General features: G+C 42.0%; 33 protein-coding genes. 1 reads left to right on the plus strand and 32 read right to left on the minus strand.

Going from position 1 to position 20,099, the window contains the following annotated elements; all coding sequences use genetic code 11:
- Positions 1-12: 12 nt before the first annotated feature.
- The 7 genes from rplM to CS921_RS08440 form a co-directional block, all read right to left on the minus strand.
- A complete protein-coding gene (rplM, locus tag CS921_RS08410; RefSeq protein ID WP_099222870.1) occupies positions 13-450 on the minus strand; it encodes a 50S ribosomal protein L13 in 438 nt (145 codons plus the stop codon).
- Between the two features lie 235 nt (positions 451-685).
- On the minus strand, positions 686-1,372 hold the full coding sequence (locus tag CS921_RS08415; protein WP_099222872.1) for a Crp/Fnr family transcriptional regulator: 687 nt from the start codon (positions 1,370-1,372) through the stop codon (positions 686-688).
- A 23-nt stretch (positions 1,373-1,395) separates the two neighbouring features.
- The gene (locus CS921_RS08420; protein ID WP_162921726.1) at positions 1,396-2,025 is read right to left on the minus strand and encodes a GntR family transcriptional regulator; all 630 of its coding nucleotides are present in this window, start codon (positions 2,023-2,025) and stop codon (positions 1,396-1,398) included.
- A 306-nt stretch (positions 2,026-2,331) separates the two neighbouring features.
- Positions 2,332-3,093, minus strand: a complete 762-nt coding sequence (gene truA / locus CS921_RS08425; RefSeq protein WP_099222876.1) for a tRNA pseudouridine(38-40) synthase TruA — start codon at positions 3,091-3,093, stop codon at positions 2,332-2,334.
- A gap of 12 nt (positions 3,094-3,105) precedes the next feature.
- Positions 3,106-3,903 (minus strand): energy-coupling factor transporter transmembrane component T family protein, encoded by a 798-nt coding sequence (locus tag CS921_RS08430; protein WP_099222878.1) that lies wholly within the window; start codon positions 3,901-3,903, stop codon positions 3,106-3,108.
- A complete protein-coding gene (locus tag CS921_RS08435; RefSeq protein WP_099222880.1) occupies positions 3,900-4,772 on the minus strand; it encodes an energy-coupling factor ABC transporter ATP-binding protein in 873 nt (290 codons plus the stop codon). Before CS921_RS08435 ends, CS921_RS08430 begins: the two co-directional genes overlap by 4 nt.
- Entirely contained in the window at positions 4,748-5,587 is an 840-nt protein-coding gene (locus CS921_RS08440; protein ID WP_099222882.1) for an energy-coupling factor ABC transporter ATP-binding protein, read from the minus strand. Before CS921_RS08440 ends, CS921_RS08435 begins: the two co-directional genes overlap by 25 nt.
- 134 nt (positions 5,588-5,721) lie before the next feature.
- On the opposite strand from CS921_RS08440, the gene CS921_RS08445 reads away from it, so the two are divergent.
- Positions 5,722-6,384, plus strand: coding sequence for an MgtC/SapB family protein (locus CS921_RS08445; RefSeq protein WP_099222884.1), 663 nt, complete (start codon positions 5,722-5,724; stop codon positions 6,382-6,384).
- Between the two features lie 874 nt (positions 6,385-7,258).
- Here CS921_RS08445 and CS921_RS08455 read toward each other — a convergent pair.
- From CS921_RS08455 to rpsS, 25 genes are all read right to left on the minus strand, one after another.
- On the minus strand, positions 7,259-8,329 hold the full coding sequence (locus CS921_RS08455; RefSeq protein WP_162921727.1) for a winged helix DNA-binding domain-containing protein: 1,071 nt from the start codon (positions 8,327-8,329) through the stop codon (positions 7,259-7,261).
- A 222-nt stretch (positions 8,330-8,551) separates the two neighbouring features.
- Positions 8,552-8,959 carry a 50S ribosomal protein L17 gene (rplQ, locus tag CS921_RS08460; RefSeq protein WP_099222890.1) on the minus strand — a complete coding sequence of 136 codons (408 nt, stop codon included), beginning with the start codon at positions 8,957-8,959 and terminating at the stop codon, positions 8,552-8,554.
- A gap of 23 nt (positions 8,960-8,982) precedes the next feature.
- Positions 8,983-9,927, minus strand: a complete 945-nt coding sequence (locus CS921_RS08465) for a DNA-directed RNA polymerase subunit alpha (protein ID WP_099222892.1) — start codon at positions 9,925-9,927, stop codon at positions 8,983-8,985.
- Positions 9,928-10,035: 108 nt separating this feature from the next.
- Positions 10,036-10,425, minus strand: a complete 390-nt coding sequence (gene rpsK / locus CS921_RS08470) for a 30S ribosomal protein S11 (RefSeq protein ID WP_099222894.1) — start codon at positions 10,423-10,425, stop codon at positions 10,036-10,038.
- A 27-nt stretch (positions 10,426-10,452) separates the two neighbouring features.
- Complete coding sequence (gene rpsM / locus CS921_RS08475) at positions 10,453-10,818, minus strand: 30S ribosomal protein S13 (protein ID WP_099222896.1); 366 nt, start codon at positions 10,816-10,818, stop codon at positions 10,453-10,455.
- Between the two features lie 19 nt (positions 10,819-10,837).
- Positions 10,838-10,951: a 50S ribosomal protein L36 gene (gene rpmJ, locus CS921_RS08480; protein WP_003156543.1), complete on the minus strand. Its 114-nt coding sequence runs from the start codon at positions 10,949-10,951 to the stop codon at positions 10,838-10,840.
- A 101-nt stretch (positions 10,952-11,052) separates the two neighbouring features.
- The gene (gene infA / locus CS921_RS08485) at positions 11,053-11,271 is read right to left on the minus strand and encodes a translation initiation factor IF-1 (protein ID WP_099222898.1); all 219 of its coding nucleotides are present in this window, start codon (positions 11,269-11,271) and stop codon (positions 11,053-11,055) included.
- A gap of 356 nt (positions 11,272-11,627) precedes the next feature.
- Positions 11,628-12,275, minus strand: coding sequence for an adenylate kinase (locus CS921_RS08490; RefSeq protein WP_099222900.1), 648 nt, complete (start codon positions 12,273-12,275; stop codon positions 11,628-11,630).
- Positions 12,276-12,338: 63 nt separating this feature from the next.
- Positions 12,339-13,634, minus strand: coding sequence for a preprotein translocase subunit SecY (gene secY, locus CS921_RS08495; RefSeq protein WP_099222902.1), 1,296 nt, complete (start codon positions 13,632-13,634; stop codon positions 12,339-12,341).
- The gene (gene rplO / locus CS921_RS08500; RefSeq protein ID WP_099222904.1) at positions 13,634-14,074 is read right to left on the minus strand and encodes a 50S ribosomal protein L15; all 441 of its coding nucleotides are present in this window, start codon (positions 14,072-14,074) and stop codon (positions 13,634-13,636) included. Before rplO ends, secY begins: the two co-directional genes overlap by 1 nt.
- Positions 14,075-14,126: 52 nt before the next feature.
- The gene (rpmD, locus tag CS921_RS08505) at positions 14,127-14,306 is read right to left on the minus strand and encodes a 50S ribosomal protein L30 (RefSeq protein ID WP_099222906.1); all 180 of its coding nucleotides are present in this window, start codon (positions 14,304-14,306) and stop codon (positions 14,127-14,129) included.
- A 16-nt stretch (positions 14,307-14,322) separates the two neighbouring features.
- The gene (gene rpsE, locus CS921_RS08510) at positions 14,323-14,826 is read right to left on the minus strand and encodes a 30S ribosomal protein S5 (protein ID WP_099222908.1); all 504 of its coding nucleotides are present in this window, start codon (positions 14,824-14,826) and stop codon (positions 14,323-14,325) included.
- Between the two features lie 20 nt (positions 14,827-14,846).
- The gene (gene rplR, locus CS921_RS08515) at positions 14,847-15,206 is read right to left on the minus strand and encodes a 50S ribosomal protein L18 (protein WP_099222909.1); all 360 of its coding nucleotides are present in this window, start codon (positions 15,204-15,206) and stop codon (positions 14,847-14,849) included.
- A gap of 34 nt (positions 15,207-15,240) precedes the next feature.
- The gene (gene rplF, locus CS921_RS08520; RefSeq protein WP_099222911.1) at positions 15,241-15,777 is read right to left on the minus strand and encodes a 50S ribosomal protein L6; all 537 of its coding nucleotides are present in this window, start codon (positions 15,775-15,777) and stop codon (positions 15,241-15,243) included.
- A 30-nt stretch (positions 15,778-15,807) separates the two neighbouring features.
- The gene (rpsH, locus tag CS921_RS08525) at positions 15,808-16,206 is read right to left on the minus strand and encodes a 30S ribosomal protein S8 (RefSeq protein WP_099222913.1); all 399 of its coding nucleotides are present in this window, start codon (positions 16,204-16,206) and stop codon (positions 15,808-15,810) included.
- Positions 16,207-16,237: 31 nt separating this feature from the next.
- Entirely contained in the window at positions 16,238-16,423 is a 186-nt protein-coding gene (locus tag CS921_RS08530) for a type Z 30S ribosomal protein S14 (RefSeq protein ID WP_099222915.1), read from the minus strand.
- 27 nt (positions 16,424-16,450) lie between these two features.
- Positions 16,451-16,990 carry a 50S ribosomal protein L5 gene (gene rplE, locus CS921_RS08535; RefSeq protein ID WP_099222917.1) on the minus strand — a complete coding sequence of 180 codons (540 nt, stop codon included), beginning with the start codon at positions 16,988-16,990 and terminating at the stop codon, positions 16,451-16,453.
- Between the two features lie 26 nt (positions 16,991-17,016).
- Positions 17,017-17,328, minus strand: a complete 312-nt coding sequence (gene rplX / locus CS921_RS08540) for a 50S ribosomal protein L24 (RefSeq protein WP_099222919.1) — start codon at positions 17,326-17,328, stop codon at positions 17,017-17,019.
- A 33-nt stretch (positions 17,329-17,361) separates the two neighbouring features.
- Positions 17,362-17,730 (minus strand): 50S ribosomal protein L14, encoded by a 369-nt coding sequence (gene rplN, locus CS921_RS08545; protein ID WP_036095852.1) that lies wholly within the window; start codon positions 17,728-17,730, stop codon positions 17,362-17,364.
- Between the two features lie 56 nt (positions 17,731-17,786).
- Positions 17,787-18,050, minus strand: coding sequence for a 30S ribosomal protein S17 (gene rpsQ / locus CS921_RS08550; protein WP_099222921.1), 264 nt, complete (start codon positions 18,048-18,050; stop codon positions 17,787-17,789).
- Between the two features lie 26 nt (positions 18,051-18,076).
- Positions 18,077-18,268 carry a 50S ribosomal protein L29 gene (gene rpmC, locus CS921_RS08555; RefSeq protein WP_099222923.1) on the minus strand — a complete coding sequence of 64 codons (192 nt, stop codon included), beginning with the start codon at positions 18,266-18,268 and terminating at the stop codon, positions 18,077-18,079.
- Positions 18,258-18,692 carry a 50S ribosomal protein L16 gene (gene rplP / locus CS921_RS08560; protein WP_099222925.1) on the minus strand — a complete coding sequence of 145 codons (435 nt, stop codon included), beginning with the start codon at positions 18,690-18,692 and terminating at the stop codon, positions 18,258-18,260. Before rplP ends, rpmC begins: the two co-directional genes overlap by 11 nt.
- A 2-nt stretch (positions 18,693-18,694) precedes the next feature.
- Entirely contained in the window at positions 18,695-19,351 is a 657-nt protein-coding gene (gene rpsC / locus CS921_RS08565) for a 30S ribosomal protein S3 (protein WP_099222927.1), read from the minus strand.
- A 3-nt stretch (positions 19,352-19,354) separates the two neighbouring features.
- Entirely contained in the window at positions 19,355-19,711 is a 357-nt protein-coding gene (gene rplV, locus CS921_RS08570; protein ID WP_099222929.1) for a 50S ribosomal protein L22, read from the minus strand.
- A 22-nt stretch (positions 19,712-19,733) separates the two neighbouring features.
- Complete coding sequence (gene rpsS, locus CS921_RS08575) at positions 19,734-20,012, minus strand: 30S ribosomal protein S19 (RefSeq protein WP_099222931.1); 279 nt, start codon at positions 20,010-20,012, stop codon at positions 19,734-19,736.
- Between the last annotated feature and the right edge of the window lie 87 nt (positions 20,013-20,099).

Raw genomic sequence — 20,099 nt, forward strand, 5'->3', positions numbered from 1 at the left:
TCCTTTTATAAATTAACCGCGTAGTTCGTATACTTCTGGTTTTTGTGCTGCATGTTCATGTTCAGCGCCAGCATATACGTGAAGTTTTTTGAATTGATCACGTCCAAGAGAATTCTTTGGAAGCATACCTTTAACAGATAGCTCGATTAATTTCTCAGGATTGTTTGTACGCATTTCGCCTGCAGTACGAGTTTTCAAACCGCCTGGATATTGCGAGTGACGGTAATAGATTTTGTCAGTTGCTTTTTTACCAGTAAGACCTACCTTACCAGCATTAATTACGATTACAAAGTCTCCAGTATCTACATGTGGAGTAAATTGTGGTTTCGTTTTACCACGAAGAATAGATGCTACTTCGCTGGACAAACGACCTAGTGAAACACCTTCAGCGTCGATCACGTACCATTTACGTTCTACTTCGCCTGGTTTCGCCATATAAGTTGTACGCATGAGTTACCCTCCTAAAATCTTTTAAAAAAATTTCAGCGCCCGGAACCGTTCCTTGTTCCGAAACCCTACTAAATAAATTTACTATTGTTTTATTCAACACAACAACCTTCCGGGGCTTATTGTGGGGTAAACAATACCATAGTCCATAATACAATTTTTGACGCTAAAAGTCAATGCGTTTTTCAAAAATATCTCTACACGAATCATCTGGCGAAAAGTTGCGCAACACGATGTTCTACAAATTGATTTCCGCTAAAGAAGCATAGATATTTCTTGTCTTGTTAGCATCTAACACCTTCCACGCTTTCTGCTCTGTATGGATTTGCCCGCCTTCCAACAGCTCAGTAATAATCCCACTTAAATGCTCGCGACTGATGCCCACATAATTAGCAAAAAGCGCCTGCGTAATTTCATTCGGCAAAACCCATTCCGACGCATCCTCATCGCAGTAGCGCGAGGCCAGTTGATATAAGCAAGCAATTACCAGCTTTTCAGCACTGTAAAAACCACGATGATACAAATTTTGTATCACTTCCCGCTCCTGTGAATACTCATTATGATAAAGTCGATTCAGCCAGTTGGATCTGCGCAAATAACGTTCAGCTTCTTTCTTCTGAATCCGCCACATTTTCGTATCTTTCAGCGCATAAAAATATAAGCTAAAACCCGAAAGCGCTTTTTGTCGAAACGGACTAATCATGTCACCGTCCCAGAGAAAAGCCGGAATAATTGTTTTTGATCCACCCTCATATTGATAGCAAACCAAGCCATGCTCAATAAAATAAATATATTCCGTACTGCTGAGTTCTGGAAATTTATCCTCTTTTTGCAATTCAACTACATGACAAAATTTACTGAAATTATCCTGTTTTTGAAAATATGTAAAAACTTCATTCTCTGTCATTATTCCCATCGTTTCCATCTTTCATTCCTCCCATTTGCTCTTCAGAATGCCTCAAGTATCATAAAGCGAATCAACTCTTTTATTGCTTCTTTTGTATCCGCACAGCTTCCACAAGAAAATTGTTTTAAGATAAACATGGCCTTCTCATAGATCAATGGATTTTTAGAATTGAGTAAAACTCTGACCTCATCCGTCGCTTTTTCCTCAAAATCCATCCAAACCGACCTGCTCAACTGGTTAAAGTAATGATTTCCTGAACGTTCAATGACAAAAAGGAAAAATTCTTCCAGATCAAATTTTTCAGGTCCTTCCAGTGCCAATTTCTCCGCATACATCAGCAGAAGCTCTTCATGATGCTCTTTTAATGCAAAAATTTTCTCAACCGAATAAATCGAAAGCAGTTCCATCAATCGTAGACGCGAAATATATTCTGGTAAGCCAATGTCATGTCCGCTGACAAAATTACCTTTATTCGGCTTATAAATTAAGTAATTAGCATGACATAACTGATTGATAGCTTTACGAATCGGCGTTCTGCTCATATTGAGTTCTTCCGACAGTCGTGCTTCAACGACCTTTTCTCCTGGTAAGTATTCGCCACTAAGAATTTTTTCTTTGATATAGTTGTACGCAAGTCTTTCAAGCTTATCTTTTTTGGCGATTTTCGGCACCCTCATCCCTCCAATAATGCACCTGATTTTGTCAAAATTCCTATTAAATTGTCTTATCTATTTATATGTCTATTAGTTTATCAAATGAATCTTCTTACTAAAATCCCTCCTTGCGAAACGAAAAACAATTTTCTTTTATTAAAGTACAAAAATAGCTTAACCGAATTTTAATATGCACAAATATCTCTCTTTTTTCAACTATTTTCTTAGAGAAATGACCTACAAATTGAATTTATGGCAATTTTTTGTCCAAATCTAAAAAACAATTTAATTAACTGTTTTTTTATCAAAAAAAAGAGAGACATTTTACATTGTCTCTCTTGTTTCATATGCAACTTTCCACAAATACAGTCCTTGTGGTGCGACTGTTTTGCTGCTTAACGCCGTTCGTTCTCGTGCTTCTAGTGCCTTTTTAAGTTCTGAAACGGATATTTTATTATTCCCAACGTCCAGCAGTGAACCTGTAAGAATTCTTACCATGTTATATAAAAAACCATTTCCTTTATATCGTAAAACAATTGTTTCATGATCTATTTCCATAATTTCAATCTCATAAATGGTTCGGATTTTATTTTCTCGTTCTGTTTTCGCGGAGCAAAAACTGGAAAAGTCATGCTCACCAATAAGCACCTCTGCCCCTGCCCGCATTTTTTCAAGATCTAAGGGATGAGGATAATGCAACGCAAAATGGCGACTAAACGGATCAAATACCTCGCTTCTCTTCACCACATAGCGATACTCCTTTGACTTGGTCTGGAAACGGGCATGAAAATCATCTGAAACCCGCTCCAACGTCAAAAAGCTGATATCAAGTGGCGTCATGACTTGCAAGGCTTGGCGATAATTCGCAGGCTCAATTGCAAGCGGTGAATCAAAATGGATCACCTGCCCTTTTGCATGTACACCCGTGTCAGTCCGTCCCGAAGCCGTTATTCGCACATGCTCACCTTTGTGCATCTTTTGCAGTGCCTTTTCTATCTCAGCCTGAACCGTCCGACCGTTCGGCTGAATCTGATAGCCATTAAAGCCGCTGCCATCATAAGCAATCGTCGCTTTATAACGCGCCATATACTTCTCTCCTTAATTTTTCAACCATAGCAATACAAGCATCAGCAAACCCAGCGAAATCATCAAAAAGGTATCTGCCCAGCGCCATTTTAAAAGGCGAAACCGCGTTCTTCCCTGATTTCCTCGATAGCCTCGTGCTTCCATTGCAATCGCCAAATCTTCCGCTCGTTTGAACGCACTAATAAAAAGCGGCACCAAAAGCGGCACGATTGATTTGATTCGTTCTTTGACTTTGCCACTTGTAAAGTCAACTCCGCGTGCCTTCTGAGCTTTTAGAATCTTCTCCGTTTCGTCCATCAAAGTGGGAATAAACCGAAGTGAGATACTAAGCATCAAAGCCAGCTCATGTACAGGCAGTCGCACAACTCGAAATGGCGCTAAAATTTTCTCCAAACCGTCCGTCAGCTCGATCGGACTTGTCGTTAGTGTCAAAAGTGTTGTCATAAAGATAATCAAAATAAAGCGGCAAAACATTTTTACTCCGTTAGCAAGGCCAAGCGTGGTAATTTTGATTGGTCCAAATGCCAGTAGCGTATCCCCGCCCTGCGTGAAAAAAATCTGCAAGACGAGCGTCAAAATGATCAGCCACATGATCGGCAATAACCCTTTTAAGAAAAACTTAAAGGAAACCCGCGATGAAAAGACCAAATACAGAACATAGAGAAATAAAATGGTATACGTCTGCCAGTTGTTAGCTAAAAAAACAATCACAATAAAAGCCATGACCGCCGTAATTTTTGCCCGCGGATCCGTACGATGCAACCAAGAATTTCCTGGAATGTAACGCCCCAGGATCATTTTATCCATCATGTCGCGTCTCCACCTTTGTGAAGTTGCGGCGTCATCGCTTCAATCAACTCGTCCATTGTCAGACACGTTTTTTCAAGTTTCGTCTGAAAGCGGCGCTCGAATGCTTTTTGAAAACGAACGACTTCCGGCACTAAGAGTCCCAGCTCTAGCAGCTTGTCGGCCTCACTAAAAATTTCCCGCGGCGTACCAGTCTGCAAAATGGTCCCGTTTTTCATCAACACGATTTTCTCGGCGTAGCGCGCGGCATCCTCCATGCTGTGCGTCACAAGGATGGTCGTCAGTCCCTTTTCCTGATGGAGCCGGTAGAACATCTCCATGATCTCCGTTCGACCGTGGGGGTCAAGGCCGGCAGTCGGTTCATCCAGCACCAGCACCTCCGGATCCATCGCCAAAACACCAGCAATCGCCACCCGCCGCATCTGTCCACCAGATAGCTCGAACGGCGATCTTGTGAGCAGCTCTTCTGAAAGCCCGACTTCCCGAATGACCTCACGCGCTCGTTTTTTGGCATCTTCTTCTGACACGCCAAAATTCATCGGACCAAAGCAAATATCTTTTTCGACCGTTTCTTCAAATAGCTGTGCTTCCGGAAATTGAAAAACAATCCCAACTTTTTCACGCAAGCCCTTTAAGCCGCGCTGCTTTTCGCCAGCCTGAATCACCCGATCGCCAATCGTAATTTTCCCTTCCGTAGGCAACAGCAATGCATTCAAATGCTGCAGAAGGGTCGATTTCCCGGAGCCTGTATGTCCAATAATCGCCGAATAGCTGCCAGAACGAAACGCCACATCGACCTGTTCAAGTGCCCGCTTTTCAAATGGGCTACCCGGCTGATAACTAAATCCTAATTGTTCGAGTGTAATGTCCATAATTGATCGAGTAACGCTCCTTCCGACAGAACTGATTCACCTGACCAGTATCCTTTTTCGGCTAATCGGTTTTCAAGCTCTACTATAAAAGGTACACCCAGTCCGATTTGCGCCATTTCCTGTGCCTCAGAAAATACTTCCTGCGGTGTCCCCGTACGATAGACTTCTCCGTTATTCATCACAATGACCCGATCGGCAAACAATACCTCATCCAAGTCATGTGTGATTGAGATGACCGTGATCTCTTCTTTCTCCCGCAAAATCCGAATGGTTTCCATGACCTCAGCCCGACCGCGCGGATCAAGCATGGAAGTCGCCTCATCCAAAATGATCACATCCGGCTGCAAAGCAATCACACCGGCAATCGCCACCCGCTGCTTTTGACCGCCTGAAAGCCGTGCCGGTTCATGAAGCGCGTATCCGGCCATGCCCACTTCCTCAATGGCATTTTCCACCCGGGTGACCATCGTTTCATGCGGAATGCCATGATTTTCCAGTCCAAAAGCGACATCATCCTGCACAGTTGCACCGACGAATTGATTGTCCGGATTTTGGAAGACCATTCCCACCTGCCGACGAATATCCCAGATGTTCTTTTCCGACAGCACAAAATGACCGATCTTAATCAAGCCATCTTCTGGAAATAATAGACCGTTTAGCAGCTTGGCAATTGTCGACTTGCCTGAACCATTATGACCAACAAGCGCCAGCCATTCGCCTTTTTTCACAGAAAAAGAAACATCCTTCACAGCAAAATCCGGCTCATCTTCATATTTATAAAAAACGTGCTCCAGTCTGATAAAATCTTCCGCCACGCCTTTGCACCTCGCTTTACTAGTTTACACTGCCCTTATTATAGTATAAACCAGTTACAGGTGCAAAGGCTGTTTAATGTTTCTTTTGTTAAAAAGAGGTACAATAAATACGCATAGAAAAAGAGGTGAACAACATGTGGTGGGAATTTTTACTACGCTTATTTGTTGCCAGTCTTTTAGGAGCGGTTATTGGACTTGATCGTGAAATTCGCGCAAAAGAAGCCGGATTCCGCACGCATTTCCTTGTTTCGCTGGGTAGTGCGCTGATCATGATCGTCTCGCAATATGGATTTTCCGAAGTCCTAAATAACCCGAATGTTTCATTTGATCCCAGCCGTGTCGCCGCACAAGTTGTAAGTGGCATTGGCTTTATTGGTGCTGGTACAATTATCATTCAAAAACAATTCGTCCGCGGGTTAACAACAGCCGCCGGTTTATGGGCTACATCAGGAATCGGCCTTGCGATCGGTGCTGGCATGTATGCTCTCGGAATCGGCGCAACCATTTTGACATTGATCGGCCTGGAAGTGTTGAGCTTTGTTTTTAAGTCAGTTAGCCTGCATAGTGTGGCACTCAGCTATTCCACTGATTGCGAAGAAAATTTGACCATCGTAACGGATTATTTGCGCGAGCATCAATACCGCGTTTCCAGCTACACCGCTCAAAAAGAGAAATTTGGTGAAACAACCGTTTTTCGCGTCCAGCTAATTGCCAAAACCAAGCATTACGGTGAAGAAGAAGACTTATTTCACTACATTCAAAAATTGCCCAACATTACATTGGAAAAAATGGAATAATCAAAAGCGCTTCTGNNCAGAAGCGCTTTTGATTATTTGATACTGCTCCTCCATCTTTTGAAGTTGCGCCAATTTTTTCTCATTATCCTTGCCCTTCTGCAAGAGCAAATAGCGCTTCCCCTTCCCCCATGGGAAAATTTGCAGCCGCCCTTTTCCAGCTAGATTCTTTCGCAATTCATTCACTTCTAAAAACGGATGATAGGCATGGTCAAAATTTGTGCTCGTTTTTGACAATTTTCCCGCCAAAACCGCAAATTCTTCCTGCGTGAGTAAACTTTTATCCAAATGACAAATTTTTAGTCCCACAAGTTTTTGAAGCTGCTCACCATCCTTTTGCCTACTCTGCACACGCCAAAGCTGCAAATAAGTCAACTTCTTCATTCTAGTCAGCGGCTCAAAACTTTCCAACTGCCACTTTGCATCTAACCGGTAATCTAGCGTCAACGTTTCAAGCTTTGGCAAAGTTGTCAACGGCTCTAAGCTTTTCACTTTTGAAAAATTAAACAGCGATAGATGGCGAAGATTGGGTGTCACATCTCCAGTCCATAATTCCTTACAGCCACGGTTCCATGAAATATGCAAAACTTCCAAGCGCGGACAATGATGCAGAAAAGAAAACTTCTGTATACTTGGACTACAAACGATCTCCAAAAATAAAAGCTCTTTTCCGATTTCCATCAGCTTTTCCGCAATAAAAGTTTCCGAGCAGTCATAAAAAAAGCAGCCAGCCCCCTGCGCAAGTTGCACTTCTTGGTCATTCTGATAATATGTAAAAACAGTTTGCTGATAGTTTTCCTTCAATTTTTCATCCAAAAGACGTCTATCCAGATAACTCATAAAATAATTTGGTGTAATCGACATTTGCTCTCTCCTTTTATTCCATTATAATTCCTTGCAACTCTTTCCCCATAAATTGCGCAAGCTCCTGACATTTTACTTCGATACGCTTCAAGTCAGGTTTGCTAATTTTTCGATTTGGGAACAGCCTAAATTGAACCTTTCCGCCCTGAATCTGGTACCGCCAAGTCCCCCGAAGTTTCCCATCAATAAGCAGCACGGATTCAATCTGCCCCGCCTTTCGCCAAATCAAGCTAATTTCATCCTCTGCCGCAATCCAGCGCTTATCCGCATAGCATACAAATAACGGATCAAATTTACCAAGCATCATAATCCCTTTTCTTACTTCCGGGAAAAAGTAGTCCGGGTGATAATAAACAACAGATCCCCTTTCATCCGACACTACGGTAAAATCCGCCAGCGCCTCATTTATAAATGGCATAAAATCCGCCGCTTTAAGTCCCGACCAATGCCTGAAATCCCGTAAAGAAGCCGGCCCATAAGCGCAAAAATAGCGTCGCAGCATCTCTATCACAGCCGCATCTTTATCATACTGTGCCGGTGTTGCTTCAAGCAGACGATTGTGTCGATAAAGACGCGTTTTTGGCGTTTCCGGTACACAATAAAGCAGCCCATCCAGTGTTGCCTGTATCAAAATGCCGCCCCACGTCATCAGCTCCTTACTGTTCTCACCTAGGAGCGCCGCAATCTCCCCCTTGTCGACCTGCCCCTTCGTAAGCAGCAACTCCTCCATCTCCGCAAGTAGGATATCCAAATCCAGCTCCCGTTCTGCAAACTGTTTTTTCACCCAGTTGTGCCTTTCTTGATAGAGTGCCTGTAAGATGCCCCAATCCGCCGACTCATACAGATGTACCGTCATCCGCTGTCCCCACAATTTGATTAGCCCGCTTTGCTGATATAAATCCGTCAATCTTTCTTTATCAAGTCCGTCAACACGGTTATACAAATTTATATCGGCGAACTGTTGATATTGCGCCTGTATGCCGAAAAGCCTGCTAGCGGCCTCCTGACAGCTTAAAAACGGTTCATACAAGCCAGAGTTGTAAAAACGTGCATGTCTGATTGCTTCATCGGTCAACTTTTGCATCCAATAGCACTCCTTTCTTTGTTTCATTATAATGGAGCGGCCACCGGGATGCACGCCGAAAACACAAAAAAACTCAAAGCATCAACACTTTGAGTCGAGAAGAAATAAAAAAAGCCTGCGCTCTCCTCAGACCACGGTCAAAGGAGAACACACAGAGCTAGACAAGACCGCCAAAAACGGCGGCTTATCATGACACTCTACTTGCTTCTAGAAAATCAGTTATTAAACTAATTCGATGATTACCATTGGAGCTCCGTCACCACGACGAGGTCCTTTTTTGTAGATACGAGTGTAACCACCTTGACGATCAGCGTACTTAGGCGCGATTTCATCAAAAAGTTTTTGAAGTGCATATACAGGTTGGTTAACTTTGACAGTAGTACCGTCTTTTTTCGTTTTATCAACTTGTTGTACGTCAGCAACTTCATGGCGAATGAACGCTTCTACTTGACGACGAGAATGCAAATCACCTTTTTTACCAGAAGTGATCATTTTTTCTACGACTTTACGAACTTCTTTTGCACGTGTTTCCGTAGTTTCGATACGGCCGTGTACGATTAAATCAGTCGCAAGATCACGAAGCAATGCTTTACGTTGAGAACTTGTACGACCTAATTTTCTGTAACCCATGGATTTCCCTCCTTACGTTTCTATCAGTTTTCGTTTCTTAAAGATAAGCCCAGATCAGCAAGTTTTACTTTAACTTCCTCAAGCGATTTACGGCCCAAGTTGCGGACTTTCATCATATCGTCTTCGGATTTATCAGCAAGCTCTTGAACTGTATTGATTCCAGCACGTTTCAGACAGTTATAAGAACGGACAGACAAGTCAAGTTCTTCAATTGTCATTTCAAGTACTTTCTCTTTATGGCTTTCTTCTTTTTCAATCATGATTTCAGCTTTTTGCGCTTCATCTGTTAGGTTAACGAAAATGCTCAAATGCTCAGAAAGAATTTTTGCACCAAGAGATACAGCTTCTTCCGGGCTGATACTTCCGTCTGTTAACACATCAAACGTTAGCTTGTCATAATTGGTTGATTGACCGACGCGCGTATTTTCCACTTGATAATTCACACGAATAACAGGTGAGAAAATAGAATCGATTGGAAGCACACCAATTGGCATACTTTCACGTTTATTTTGATCAGCTGGTGTATAACCGCGACCACGAGTGGCATTCAAACGAACATGGAATTTTGCATTATCGCTAAGTGTAGCAATGTGCAAATCCGGATTCAAAATTTCAACATCGCTGTCATAGTTGATATCTCCTGCTGTAACAACACCAGGTCCCTGCATATCGATTTCTAATGTTTTTTCTTCATCAGAATATACTTTCAAGGCTAGTTTTTTGATATTCAAAATCATCGTTGTCACATCTTCAACTACACCTTCAATTACAGAAAACTCATGCAAAGCACCATCAATTTGAATTGATGTAACGGCTGCACCTGGAAGTGAAGATAATAGAATACGACGTAAGGAGTTACCCAAAGTTGTACCATATCCACGCTCAAGTGGTTCTACAACAAACTTTCCATACTTGGCATCATCGCTGATCTCAATCGTCTCGATTTTTGGCTTTTCAATTTCGATCATTCAAATTTACCCTCCTTCAAAACGTCTTATTTCTTAAGTCTAGCCGACCTCTCTGCCTGATATTAAGACAGATAACCACGTCTATAAGCAAGCATTAAAAGCGACTACTTATACACGACGACGTTTAGGAGGACGACATCCGTTATGTGGAACTGGAGTTACATCTTTGATTGCTGTAACTTCAAGACCTGCTGCTTGAAGCGCACGAATTGCTGCTTCACGACCAGCACCTGGGCCTTTAACAGTTACTTCCAAAGTTTTAAGACCATGTTCCATAGCTGCTTTTGCGGATGTTTCAGCGGCCATTTGTGCAGCGAAAGGAGTAGATTTACGGGAACCTTTAAATCCTAATGCACCGGCACTAGACCACGCCAAAGCATTACCATGTGTGTCAGTAATCGTTACAATTGTGTTATTAAATGTAGAACGGATGTGAGCAATACCGGATTCGATATTCTTTTTCACACGGCGTTTACGAGTATTTGTTTTACGAGCCATTCACTTACTACCTCCTTTACAAAGTGATTATTTTTTCTTACCTGCAACAGTCTTAGAAGGACCTTTACGGGTACGAGCATTGTTTTTCGTATTTTGTCCGCGAACTGGAAGCCCACGACGGTGACGCATACCTCGGTAAGAACCGATTTCGATAAGACGCTTAACGTTCAAGTTCACTTCACGACGAAGATCACCTTCAACTTTAATACGGTCTACGATTTCACGGATTTTACCTAATTCTTCTTCTGTTAGATCACGAGTACGAGTATCTTCTGAAACGCCTGCTTCTTTCAAAACTTTGATCGCAGTTTGTTTACCAATACCGTAAATGTAAGTCAGGGAAATAACGATACGTTTTTCACGTGGAACGTCCACACCTGCAATACGTGCCATTTAGTCCAGCACCTCCTTATTATCCTTGTTTTTGTTTATGTTTTGGATTTTCACAAATTACCATTACTTTACCTTTACGGCGAATAACTTTACATTTTTCGCAGATAGGTTTAACGGATGGTCTTACTTTCATTCCATATACCTCCTTGTTTACTAGAGAAAGTGTCTCTATAAACCGATAATTACTAAGCTGGCGAACCAGACCGGTATATAAATTCAATTTCGGAGTGCAAATTATTTAAAACGATAAGTGATTCTTCCACGTGACAGGTCGTACGGGGAAAGCTCAACAGTCACTTTATCTCCAGGTAAAATGCGGATATAATGCATACGGATTTTACCAGATACAGTGGCAAGCACAACATGACCGTTTTCGAGTTCTACTTTAAACATTGCATTAGGCAATGTATCCTGTACAACGCCTTCTACTTCAATAACATCCTCTTTTGCCATATCTTCGCTACCTCCTTCTTCATTTACTGGGACCACTTGGTTAACGATTCATTCAGTGTAAATACTTGATTACATGAAAAAACGTAAAACACACCAAAATTCGGCTCCTTTTTTGAAGGAATCGGACCTTGATACATTCATAGACAACCTGAAAAGTGAAATCCGTAAATCCAGAAGAACAGTAATCACTTACAGTTCGGTAGTGTCAAAACGACCTTCGGAAGAGCTACGGGACGGTTCTCTCGTTCATCATGATTTGCTAAGATGCTTTTATTCCACTGCCAATTATCCATTATACTACAAACCCAACAGATTTGCACGTATTATTTTAACAGCTGTGGTCAGCTCGACTCTCCTCAAAAAGAAGCAAGAATTTCATCCACTTCAGTGAAAACAACATCAATGTCCTGTTCACCATTTATGTCATGAAGTTTACCTGTTTCTTTATAAAAATCAAGTAGCGGCTTCGTTTGTTTCAGATTAACAGCTAAGCGGTTTTCAACTGTTTCACGTTTATCATCTTCACGTTGATAAAGCTTACTTCCATCAAGATCACAAATCCCTTCCACTTTTGGCGGATTGAATATGGAGTGATAAGTTTTACCACATGTTGGACAAATAAAGCGTCCAGCCAGACGTTCAATCAGAACATCTTGATCCACGTTGATGTTAATCACAGCATCAAGTTCAGTACCCAGATCACGCAAAATGCTTTCAAGCTCTTTGGCCTGTTCCACTGTGCGCGGAAAGCCATCAAGAAGGAAACCGGCTTTTGCATCATCTTCTGCCAAACGATCACGAACGATACCATTTGTCACTTCATCAGGAACCAAGTCGCCTTTATCCATATAAGATTTAGCTTTGAGCCCTAATTCTGTGCCATTTTTGATTGCAGCACGGAACATATCCCCAGTTGAGATATGCGGGATGTGATATTTTTCTACGATTTTTTCAGCCTGTGTACCTTTGCCGGCACCAGGAAGTCCCATTAATACTAATTTCAACTGATTCGCTCCTTGCATACGCGCAGGCGGCTCTGCCTGGAAACCCAAGCTAGAACCTGCGTGTTATTTGATGAATCCTCGGTAATTCCGTTTTACAAGCTGACCTTCTAGCTGTTTCGTTGTGTCAAGTGCCACACCGATAACGATTAGAAGACTTGTTCCACCAATGGCAAGGGATTGCGGCAAGCTGAACGCCACAGTACCAATCGTTGGCAGAATAGCAACGACCGCTAGGAAAATCGCACCTACAAATGTCAATCGGTAAAGGACTGACGTTAGATAGGCTTGCGTTTCTCTGCCTGGACGCTTACTAGGAATATAACCGCCTTGCTTTTTCAAGTTATCCGCCACTTTTTCAGGGTTAACTTGGATAAAAGCATAGAAATAAGTGAATGCGATAATAAGTGCGACATACAAAATCATACCGACTGGCTTTGTATAGTCGAAGATATTTTTCAAAACGGCCACAACTTGATTGCTACTATCAAAGAAAGTAAGAATCGTTTGTGGTGTAACAATAAAGGCACTTGCAAAGATTACCGGAATAACCCCTGCTGAATTAAGTTTCAGCGGCAAGTGAGTGGACTGTGCGCCACCTTGTTTATTGCCAGCAACACGTTTTGAATACTGCACGGGAATTTTCCGTAGCGCTTGTTGGAAGAAAATAACCGCTACGACAATCAGAAGAGCTGCAAGCGCAATGCCTGCTAGAATCAGCACATGCAAGAATAGCTGATCTCCGGCACCTTCGATTTGTTGAACGTACAACTGACGAAGACCGTCTGGAATACGTGCAACGATACCCGCGAAGATGATAATGGAAACCCCATTACCAATACCTTTTACAGTAATTTGCTCACCTAACCACATTAGGAACATCGTACCTGTTGTCAGAACGATCGCAATCGCAATATATTGAGGAATCGTATCATTGAAAATCAAAAGCGATCCAGACATACGGTTAAAACCATATGCCATACCGAAAGCTTCGATCAAACCAAGTCCGATTGTCAAATAACGCGTAAGCTGATTGAGTTTTTTACGACCCATCTCACCTTGTTTTGACCATTCAGTAAGCTTAGGAACAACGTCCATTTGAAGTAGCTGTACAATAATAGACGATGTGATGTAAGGCATAACGCCCATTGCAAACACAGAAAAGTTTTTCAGCGCCCCACCGTTAAAGGTATTGAGGAAGCCGAAAATCCCACTGTCCATTGTTGATTGTAAAACAGAAGCATCTACCCCCGGCACAGGAATAAATGTTCCGATCCGAAAAATGATCAGCATAGCAAGTGTAAACAGAATCTTTTTTCGGATATCAGCTACTCTAAAGAAGTTGACTAACGTACGAAACATTAGATCACCTCAGCTTTTCCACCGGCAGCTTCAATAGCTTCCTTCGCTGCAGTAGAAAATTTATTTGCTTTCACTGTCAATTTTTTCTCAAGAGATCCATTAGATAGAATTTTGATCCCAGATTTTGCGTTACGCACAATACCAGTTTCGATCAAAAGTTCAGGTGTTACTTCTGTACCTTCTTCAAAGCGGTTCAAAACATCAAGATTCACAACTGCGAATTCTTTACGGTTGATGTTTGTAAAGCCACGTTTAGGTAAACGACGGAATAATGGCAATTGACCACCTTCAAAACCTAAGCGTACACCGCCGCCGGAACGAGCTTTTTGTCCTTTATGACCGCGTCCAGCAGTTTTACCGTTACCAGAGCCTGTACCACGACCAACACGATTACGTTCTTTACGGGAACCTTCAGCAGGTTTGAGTTCGTGTAGTTTCATGTCAAGCACCTCCTCCTATTTCCAATTCTTCGATTGATATCTAAAATAAAGCTTAAACTTCTTTAACGTCCAAAAGATGGCTAACTTTGTTAATCATCCCACGAATTGCAGGATTATCTTCTTTGACAACAACGGAATTTGTTTTGCCAAGACCAAGAGCCTTCACAGTTTTGCGTTGTGTTTCGGGACGACCGATTAAGCTACGTTTTAGAGTGATTTCTAATTTCGCCATAATGATAATTCCCTCCTTATCCTAGCAATTCTTCCACTGTTTTGCCGCGAAGTTTTGCAACTTCTTCAGCTTGTTTAAGTTGTTTGATTCCGTCGATTGTCGCACGAACCATGTTGATCGGTGTGTTAGATCCAAGAGACTTGGAAGAAACATCCGCAACACCAGCAAGTTCAAGTACGGCACGAACCGGACCACCAGCTGTTACACCAGAACCGGCACTAGCAGGTTTAAGAAGGATTTCGCCTCCGCCAAAGCGACCAACAACAGTGTGAGGGATGGTTGTGTTAACTGTTGGTACGAATACCATGTTTTTCTTCGCATCCTCAACTGCTTTTTTGATTGCATCTGGAACCTCTTGTGCTTTACCAGTACCAAAGCCTACATGGCCGTTTTTGTCGCCAACAACAACAAGTGCTGTGAAGCGGAAACGACGACCACCTTTAACAACTTTAGCAACACGGTTGATTGTCACAACGCGTTCTTCTAATTCCAATTTGTTTCCATCAATAAATTCAGGCATCAATTTTCCCTCCTAACCTATTAGAATTTAAGTCCGTTTTCACGAGCAGCTTCAGCCAAAGCTTTTACACGTCCATGATAAAGGTATCCTCCACGGTCGAATACGACAGAAGTAATACCTTTTTCAGCAGCACGTTTAGCAACTAATTCGCCAACTTTGCTTGCAGCGTCAACTTTAGATTCAGCAGAACCAAAGTCTTTATCTAAATTCGATGCACTTACAAGAGTAGCACCATTTACATCATCAATTACTTGAGCATAAATGTTTTTGTTAGAACGGAAAACGTTTAGACGAGGACGGCTTTCAGTTCCGTTAATTTTGGAACGTACACGTGCATGTCTTTTTTTCCGTACTTTATTTTTGTCGATTTTGGTAATCACACGACTCACCTCTTCTCTAATCGCCTATGCGGCATTATTTACCAGTTTTACCTTCTTTGCGACGAACATATTCGCCTTCATAACGAATCCCTTTACCTTTGTAAGGTTCAGGCGGACGTACAGCGCGGATATTAGCAGCAAGTTCACCAACGTGTTCTTTGTTGAAGCCTTTAACGATGATTTTCGTATTAGCAGGAACTTCAATTTCAACACCTTTTGGAGCTTCGAATTCTACTGGATGAGAGTAACCTACGTTAAGAACAAGTTTACTACCTTGTTTTTGCGCACGGTAACCAACACCGACAAGTTCCAATGTTTTTTCGTAGCCTTCAGAAACACCTACGATCATGTTATTTAAAACAGCTCGAGTCGTTCCGTGAAGAGCACGGTGATTTTTATTGTCAGAAGGACGAGTAACGTTGATCTCGCTTCCTTCGATATTGATAGAGATTTCTGGGTTGAACTCTTTTACAAGTTCACCTTTAGGACCCTTAACTGTAGCAGTTGAACCGTCAAGAGTGACAGTCACGCCAGCAGGGATCGTAATAGGTTTTTTACCGATACGGGACATTTAGCGCACCTCCTTGTGTTTTACTAATTCTTACCAAACGTATGCTAGAACTTCTCCGCCCACTTGTTTAGCGCGAGCTTCTTTATCAGTCAAAAGACCTTGAGAAGTAGATACGATTGCGATACCAAGACCGTTAAGTACTTTCGGCACCTCGTTTGATTTTGCGTATACACGCAGACCTGGTTTACTGATACGTTTCAGACCAGTGATTACACGTTCGCCGGATTGACCGTATTTAAGGAAAACACGAATCGTACCTTGCTTGTCATCTTCAATATACTCAACATCGCGGATAAAGCCTTCACGTTTCAGGATTTCAGCGATTTCTTTCTTGATTTTGGATGCAGGCAATTCTAATTTGTCATGTTTTACCATGTTAGCATTACGGATACGAGTTAGAAAATCTGCAATTGGATCTGTCATCACCATGTGTAATTAACCTCCTTCCTTCAACTATTTCTTACCAGCTTGCTTTTTTCACGCCGGGAATTTGACCTTTATAGGCAAGTTCACGGAAACAAATACGGCATAATTTGAATTTGCGAATAACGGAATGCGGACGTCCACAACGTTCACAACGTGTGTAGCCTTGCACAGCGTATTTAGGTTCACGCTTTTGTTTAGCGATCATTGATTTTTTAGCCACGTTTTCGCCTCCCTACTTAATTAGTGATTACTTTTGAAATGGCATTCCTACGAGTGTTAACAACTCACGGGATTCTTCATCAGTTTTCGCAGTTGTAACGATAACAACGTCCATACCACGAACTTTAGAAACTTTATCGTAATCAATTTCAGGGAAAATCAATTGTTCTCTCACACCCAACGTATAGTTACCACGGCCGTCGAAAGCTTTTTTCGATACACCACGGAAGTCACGTACACGTGGAAGTGAAACAGTAATTAATTTATCTAAGAAATCATACATGCGGTCACCACGAAGCGTTACTTTCGCACCGATTGGCATTCCTTCACGAAGACGGAAACCAGCGATAGAATTTTTTGCTTTTGTGATAACAGGTTTTTGACCAGTGATTAGCGCTAGCTCTTCAACTGCGTCATCTAAAACTTTCGCATTCGCTACTGCGTCACCAACACCAGTGTTGATTACGATTTTTTCGATTTTTGGTACTTCCATTACGGAAGAATAGTTAAATTTGCTCATCATACCAGGAACAATTTCCTTAAGATAGCGATCTTTAAGGCGATTCATGTAATGTTGCCTCCTTCCTCACTTAATTATTTATCGATTACTTGACCGGACTTTTTAGCAACACGCACTTTTTTGTCGCCTTTTACTTCATAACCCACACGAGTAGGTTCACCGGATTTCGGATCAATTAACATTACGTTAGAAACGTGAATTGGTGCTTCCACATTCAAAATTCCGCCTTGCGGATTGATGTTGGATGGTTTAGTGTGTTTTTTCACCATGTTGATACCTTCAACAATTACACGATCTTTTTTAGGAAATGCAGCAAGCACTTTGCCTTCTTTTCCTTTGTCTTTACCAGTAATAACTTTTACTTTATCACCTTTTTTGACATGCATCTTTTAGCACCTCCTTGGATTGAAACTGATTTTTTAAAGAACTTCTGGAGCTAAAGAAACGATTTTCATGAAGTTGTTTTCACGAAGTTCGCGAGCCACAGGTCCAAAAATACGTGTTCCACGAGGACTTTTATCATCACGGATAATGACACATGCATTTTCATCAAACTTGATGTAAGAACCATCTTGACGACGTGCTCCACTCTTAGTACGAACGATTACTGCTTTGACAACTTCGCCTTTTTTGACAACGCCGCCTGGTGTTGCTTGTTTGACGGTACAAACGATAACATCACCGATATTAGCAGTTTTGCGTCCTGATCCACCTAGCACTTTAATTGTTAGTACTTCGCGTGCGCCAGAGTTATCAGCCACTTTCAAACGACTTTCCTGTTGAATCATTAGGACACCCTCCTTCCAGATTTACGAGAGATGGGAATTGCTCCCCAAAAATTGGTTTAGATAATAACTGCTTCTTCTACAACATCTAGCAAACGGAAGTGTTTAGTTGCAGACAATGGACGAGTTTCCATGATACGAACGATGTCGCCAGTTTTCGCAGTGTTATTTTCATCATGCGCTTTGAATTTTTTAGAGTATTTCACGCGCTTGCCGTACAAACCATGTTTTTTGTGAGTTTCAACTACAACTGTAATGGTTTTATCCATTTTGTCGGATACGACGCGGCCAGTGTAAATTTTACGCTGATTACGATCAGTCATGCTTCATAGACCTCCTTATTGATTTTTTAAGCAAGTTCTCTTTCTTTAACAATTGTTTTCATACGAGCAATTGCTTTACGCACTTCTCTAATACGTGCGGTATTCTCTAATTGTCCAGTAGCTAACTGAAAGCGCAGGTTGAAAAGCTCTTCTTTTAGCGCTTTTTCTTGGTCCATAATTTCGGTAGTGGATAATTCACGAATATCCTTAGCTTTCATTTGCTTCACCACCAATTTCTTCACGTTTAACGATCTTCGTTTTGACCGGCAGTTTGTGTGCTGCAAGACGTAATGCTTCACGCGCTACTTCTTCAGGTACACCTGCGATTTCAAACATAATTTTGCCACGTTTAACTGGAGAAACCCAGCCTTCCGGAGCACCTTTACCTTTACCCATCCGAACACCGATTGGTTTAGATGTGTAAGATTTATGAGGGAAAATTTTAATCCAAACTTTACCGCCACGTTTCATGTAACGAGTCATTGCAATACGGGCTGCTTCGATTTGACGGTTTGTGATCCAAGAAGCTTCTACTGCTTGAAGACCATATTCACCAAATGCTACTTCAGTGCCGCCTTTCGCGCGTCCACGCATGTTACCACGGAACTCACGACGGTATTTTACACGTTTAGGGACTAACATTATTATTTTCCTCCTTCCACATTGTTTTTCTTCGTAGGAAGGACTTCTCCACGATAAATCCAAACTTTAACGCCTAGTTTACCGTAAGTTGTGTCAGCTTCTTCCCATGCGTAGTCGATGTCGGCACGCAATGTATGAAGAGGTACTGTTCCTTCACTATAATGTTCAGCACGAGCGATATCAGCTCCGCCTAGACGACCAGATACTTGAGTTTTGATTCCTTTCGCACCGGCACGCATTGTACGTTGGATTGCTTGTTTTTGCGCACGACGGAAAGATGCACGACCTTCAAGTTGACGAGCGATATTTTCAGCAACCAATTTAGCGTCAAGATCAGCACGTTTGATTTCAACGATGTTGATATGAACACGTTTTTTCGTTAATTCATTCAGGCTCTTACGAAGTGCTTCAACTTCGGAACCACCTTTACCGATAACCATACCAGGTTTAGCAGTATGAATTGTAATGTTTACGCGGTTAGCAGCACGTTCGATTTCCACACGGGAAACAGAAGCATCAGCTAAGCGTTTGAAAATGTAATCACGGATGCGTAAATCTTCATGTAAGAAGTCCGCATAATCTTTTTCAGCGTACCATTTGGAATCCCAATCACGGATGACACCGATACGCATACCTATAGGATGTACTTTTTGACCCACGTATTATCCCTCCTTCACTTCAGATACCACAACTGTAATGTGGCTAGTACGTTTATTAATTGCACTTGCACGACCTTGTGCACGTGGACGGAAGCGTTTCAATGTTGGACCTTCGTCAACAAAAGCTTCAGATACCACTAGACTGTTTACATCTAAGTCATAGTTATGTTCTGCATTTGCAATAGCAGATTTGAGTACTTTTTCAATGATTGGAGAAGCTGCTTTTGGAGTGTACTTCAAGATAGCGATTGCTTCACCGACTTGCTTGCCTCGGATTAAATCAATAACGATTCTCGCTTTACGAGGAGCAATACGTACCGTTTTGGCAACGGCTTTAGCACTTGTTACTTCATTTGCCATTGGGGATTATCCTCCTCTCGAATTAGCGTTTAGTTTTTTTATCGTCGCCCGCGTGTCCGCGGTACGTACGAGTTGGTGCGAATTCACCTAGTTTGTGTCCTACCATATCTTCTTGGATATAAACAGGAACGTGTTTGCGGCCATCATATACTGCGATTGTTTGACCAACGAATACTGGGAAAATTGTGGAACGGCGAGACCAAGTTTTGATCACTTGTTTCTTTTCGCTAGCATTTGCAGCTTCCACTTTTTTCATCAAATGGTCATCGACAAAAGGTCCTTTCTTCAAGCTACGACCCATGACGGAACCTCCCTTCGCATAGTCAGGATGCAGCCCGGAACTTACTTCCGTGCTGACCTGCTACCAAATTTATTAGATTTAAGATCC

It is taken from the genome of Listeria costaricensis (assembly GCF_900183385.1).
Classification (GTDB): Bacteria; Bacillota; Bacilli; order Lactobacillales; family Listeriaceae; genus Listeria; species Listeria costaricensis.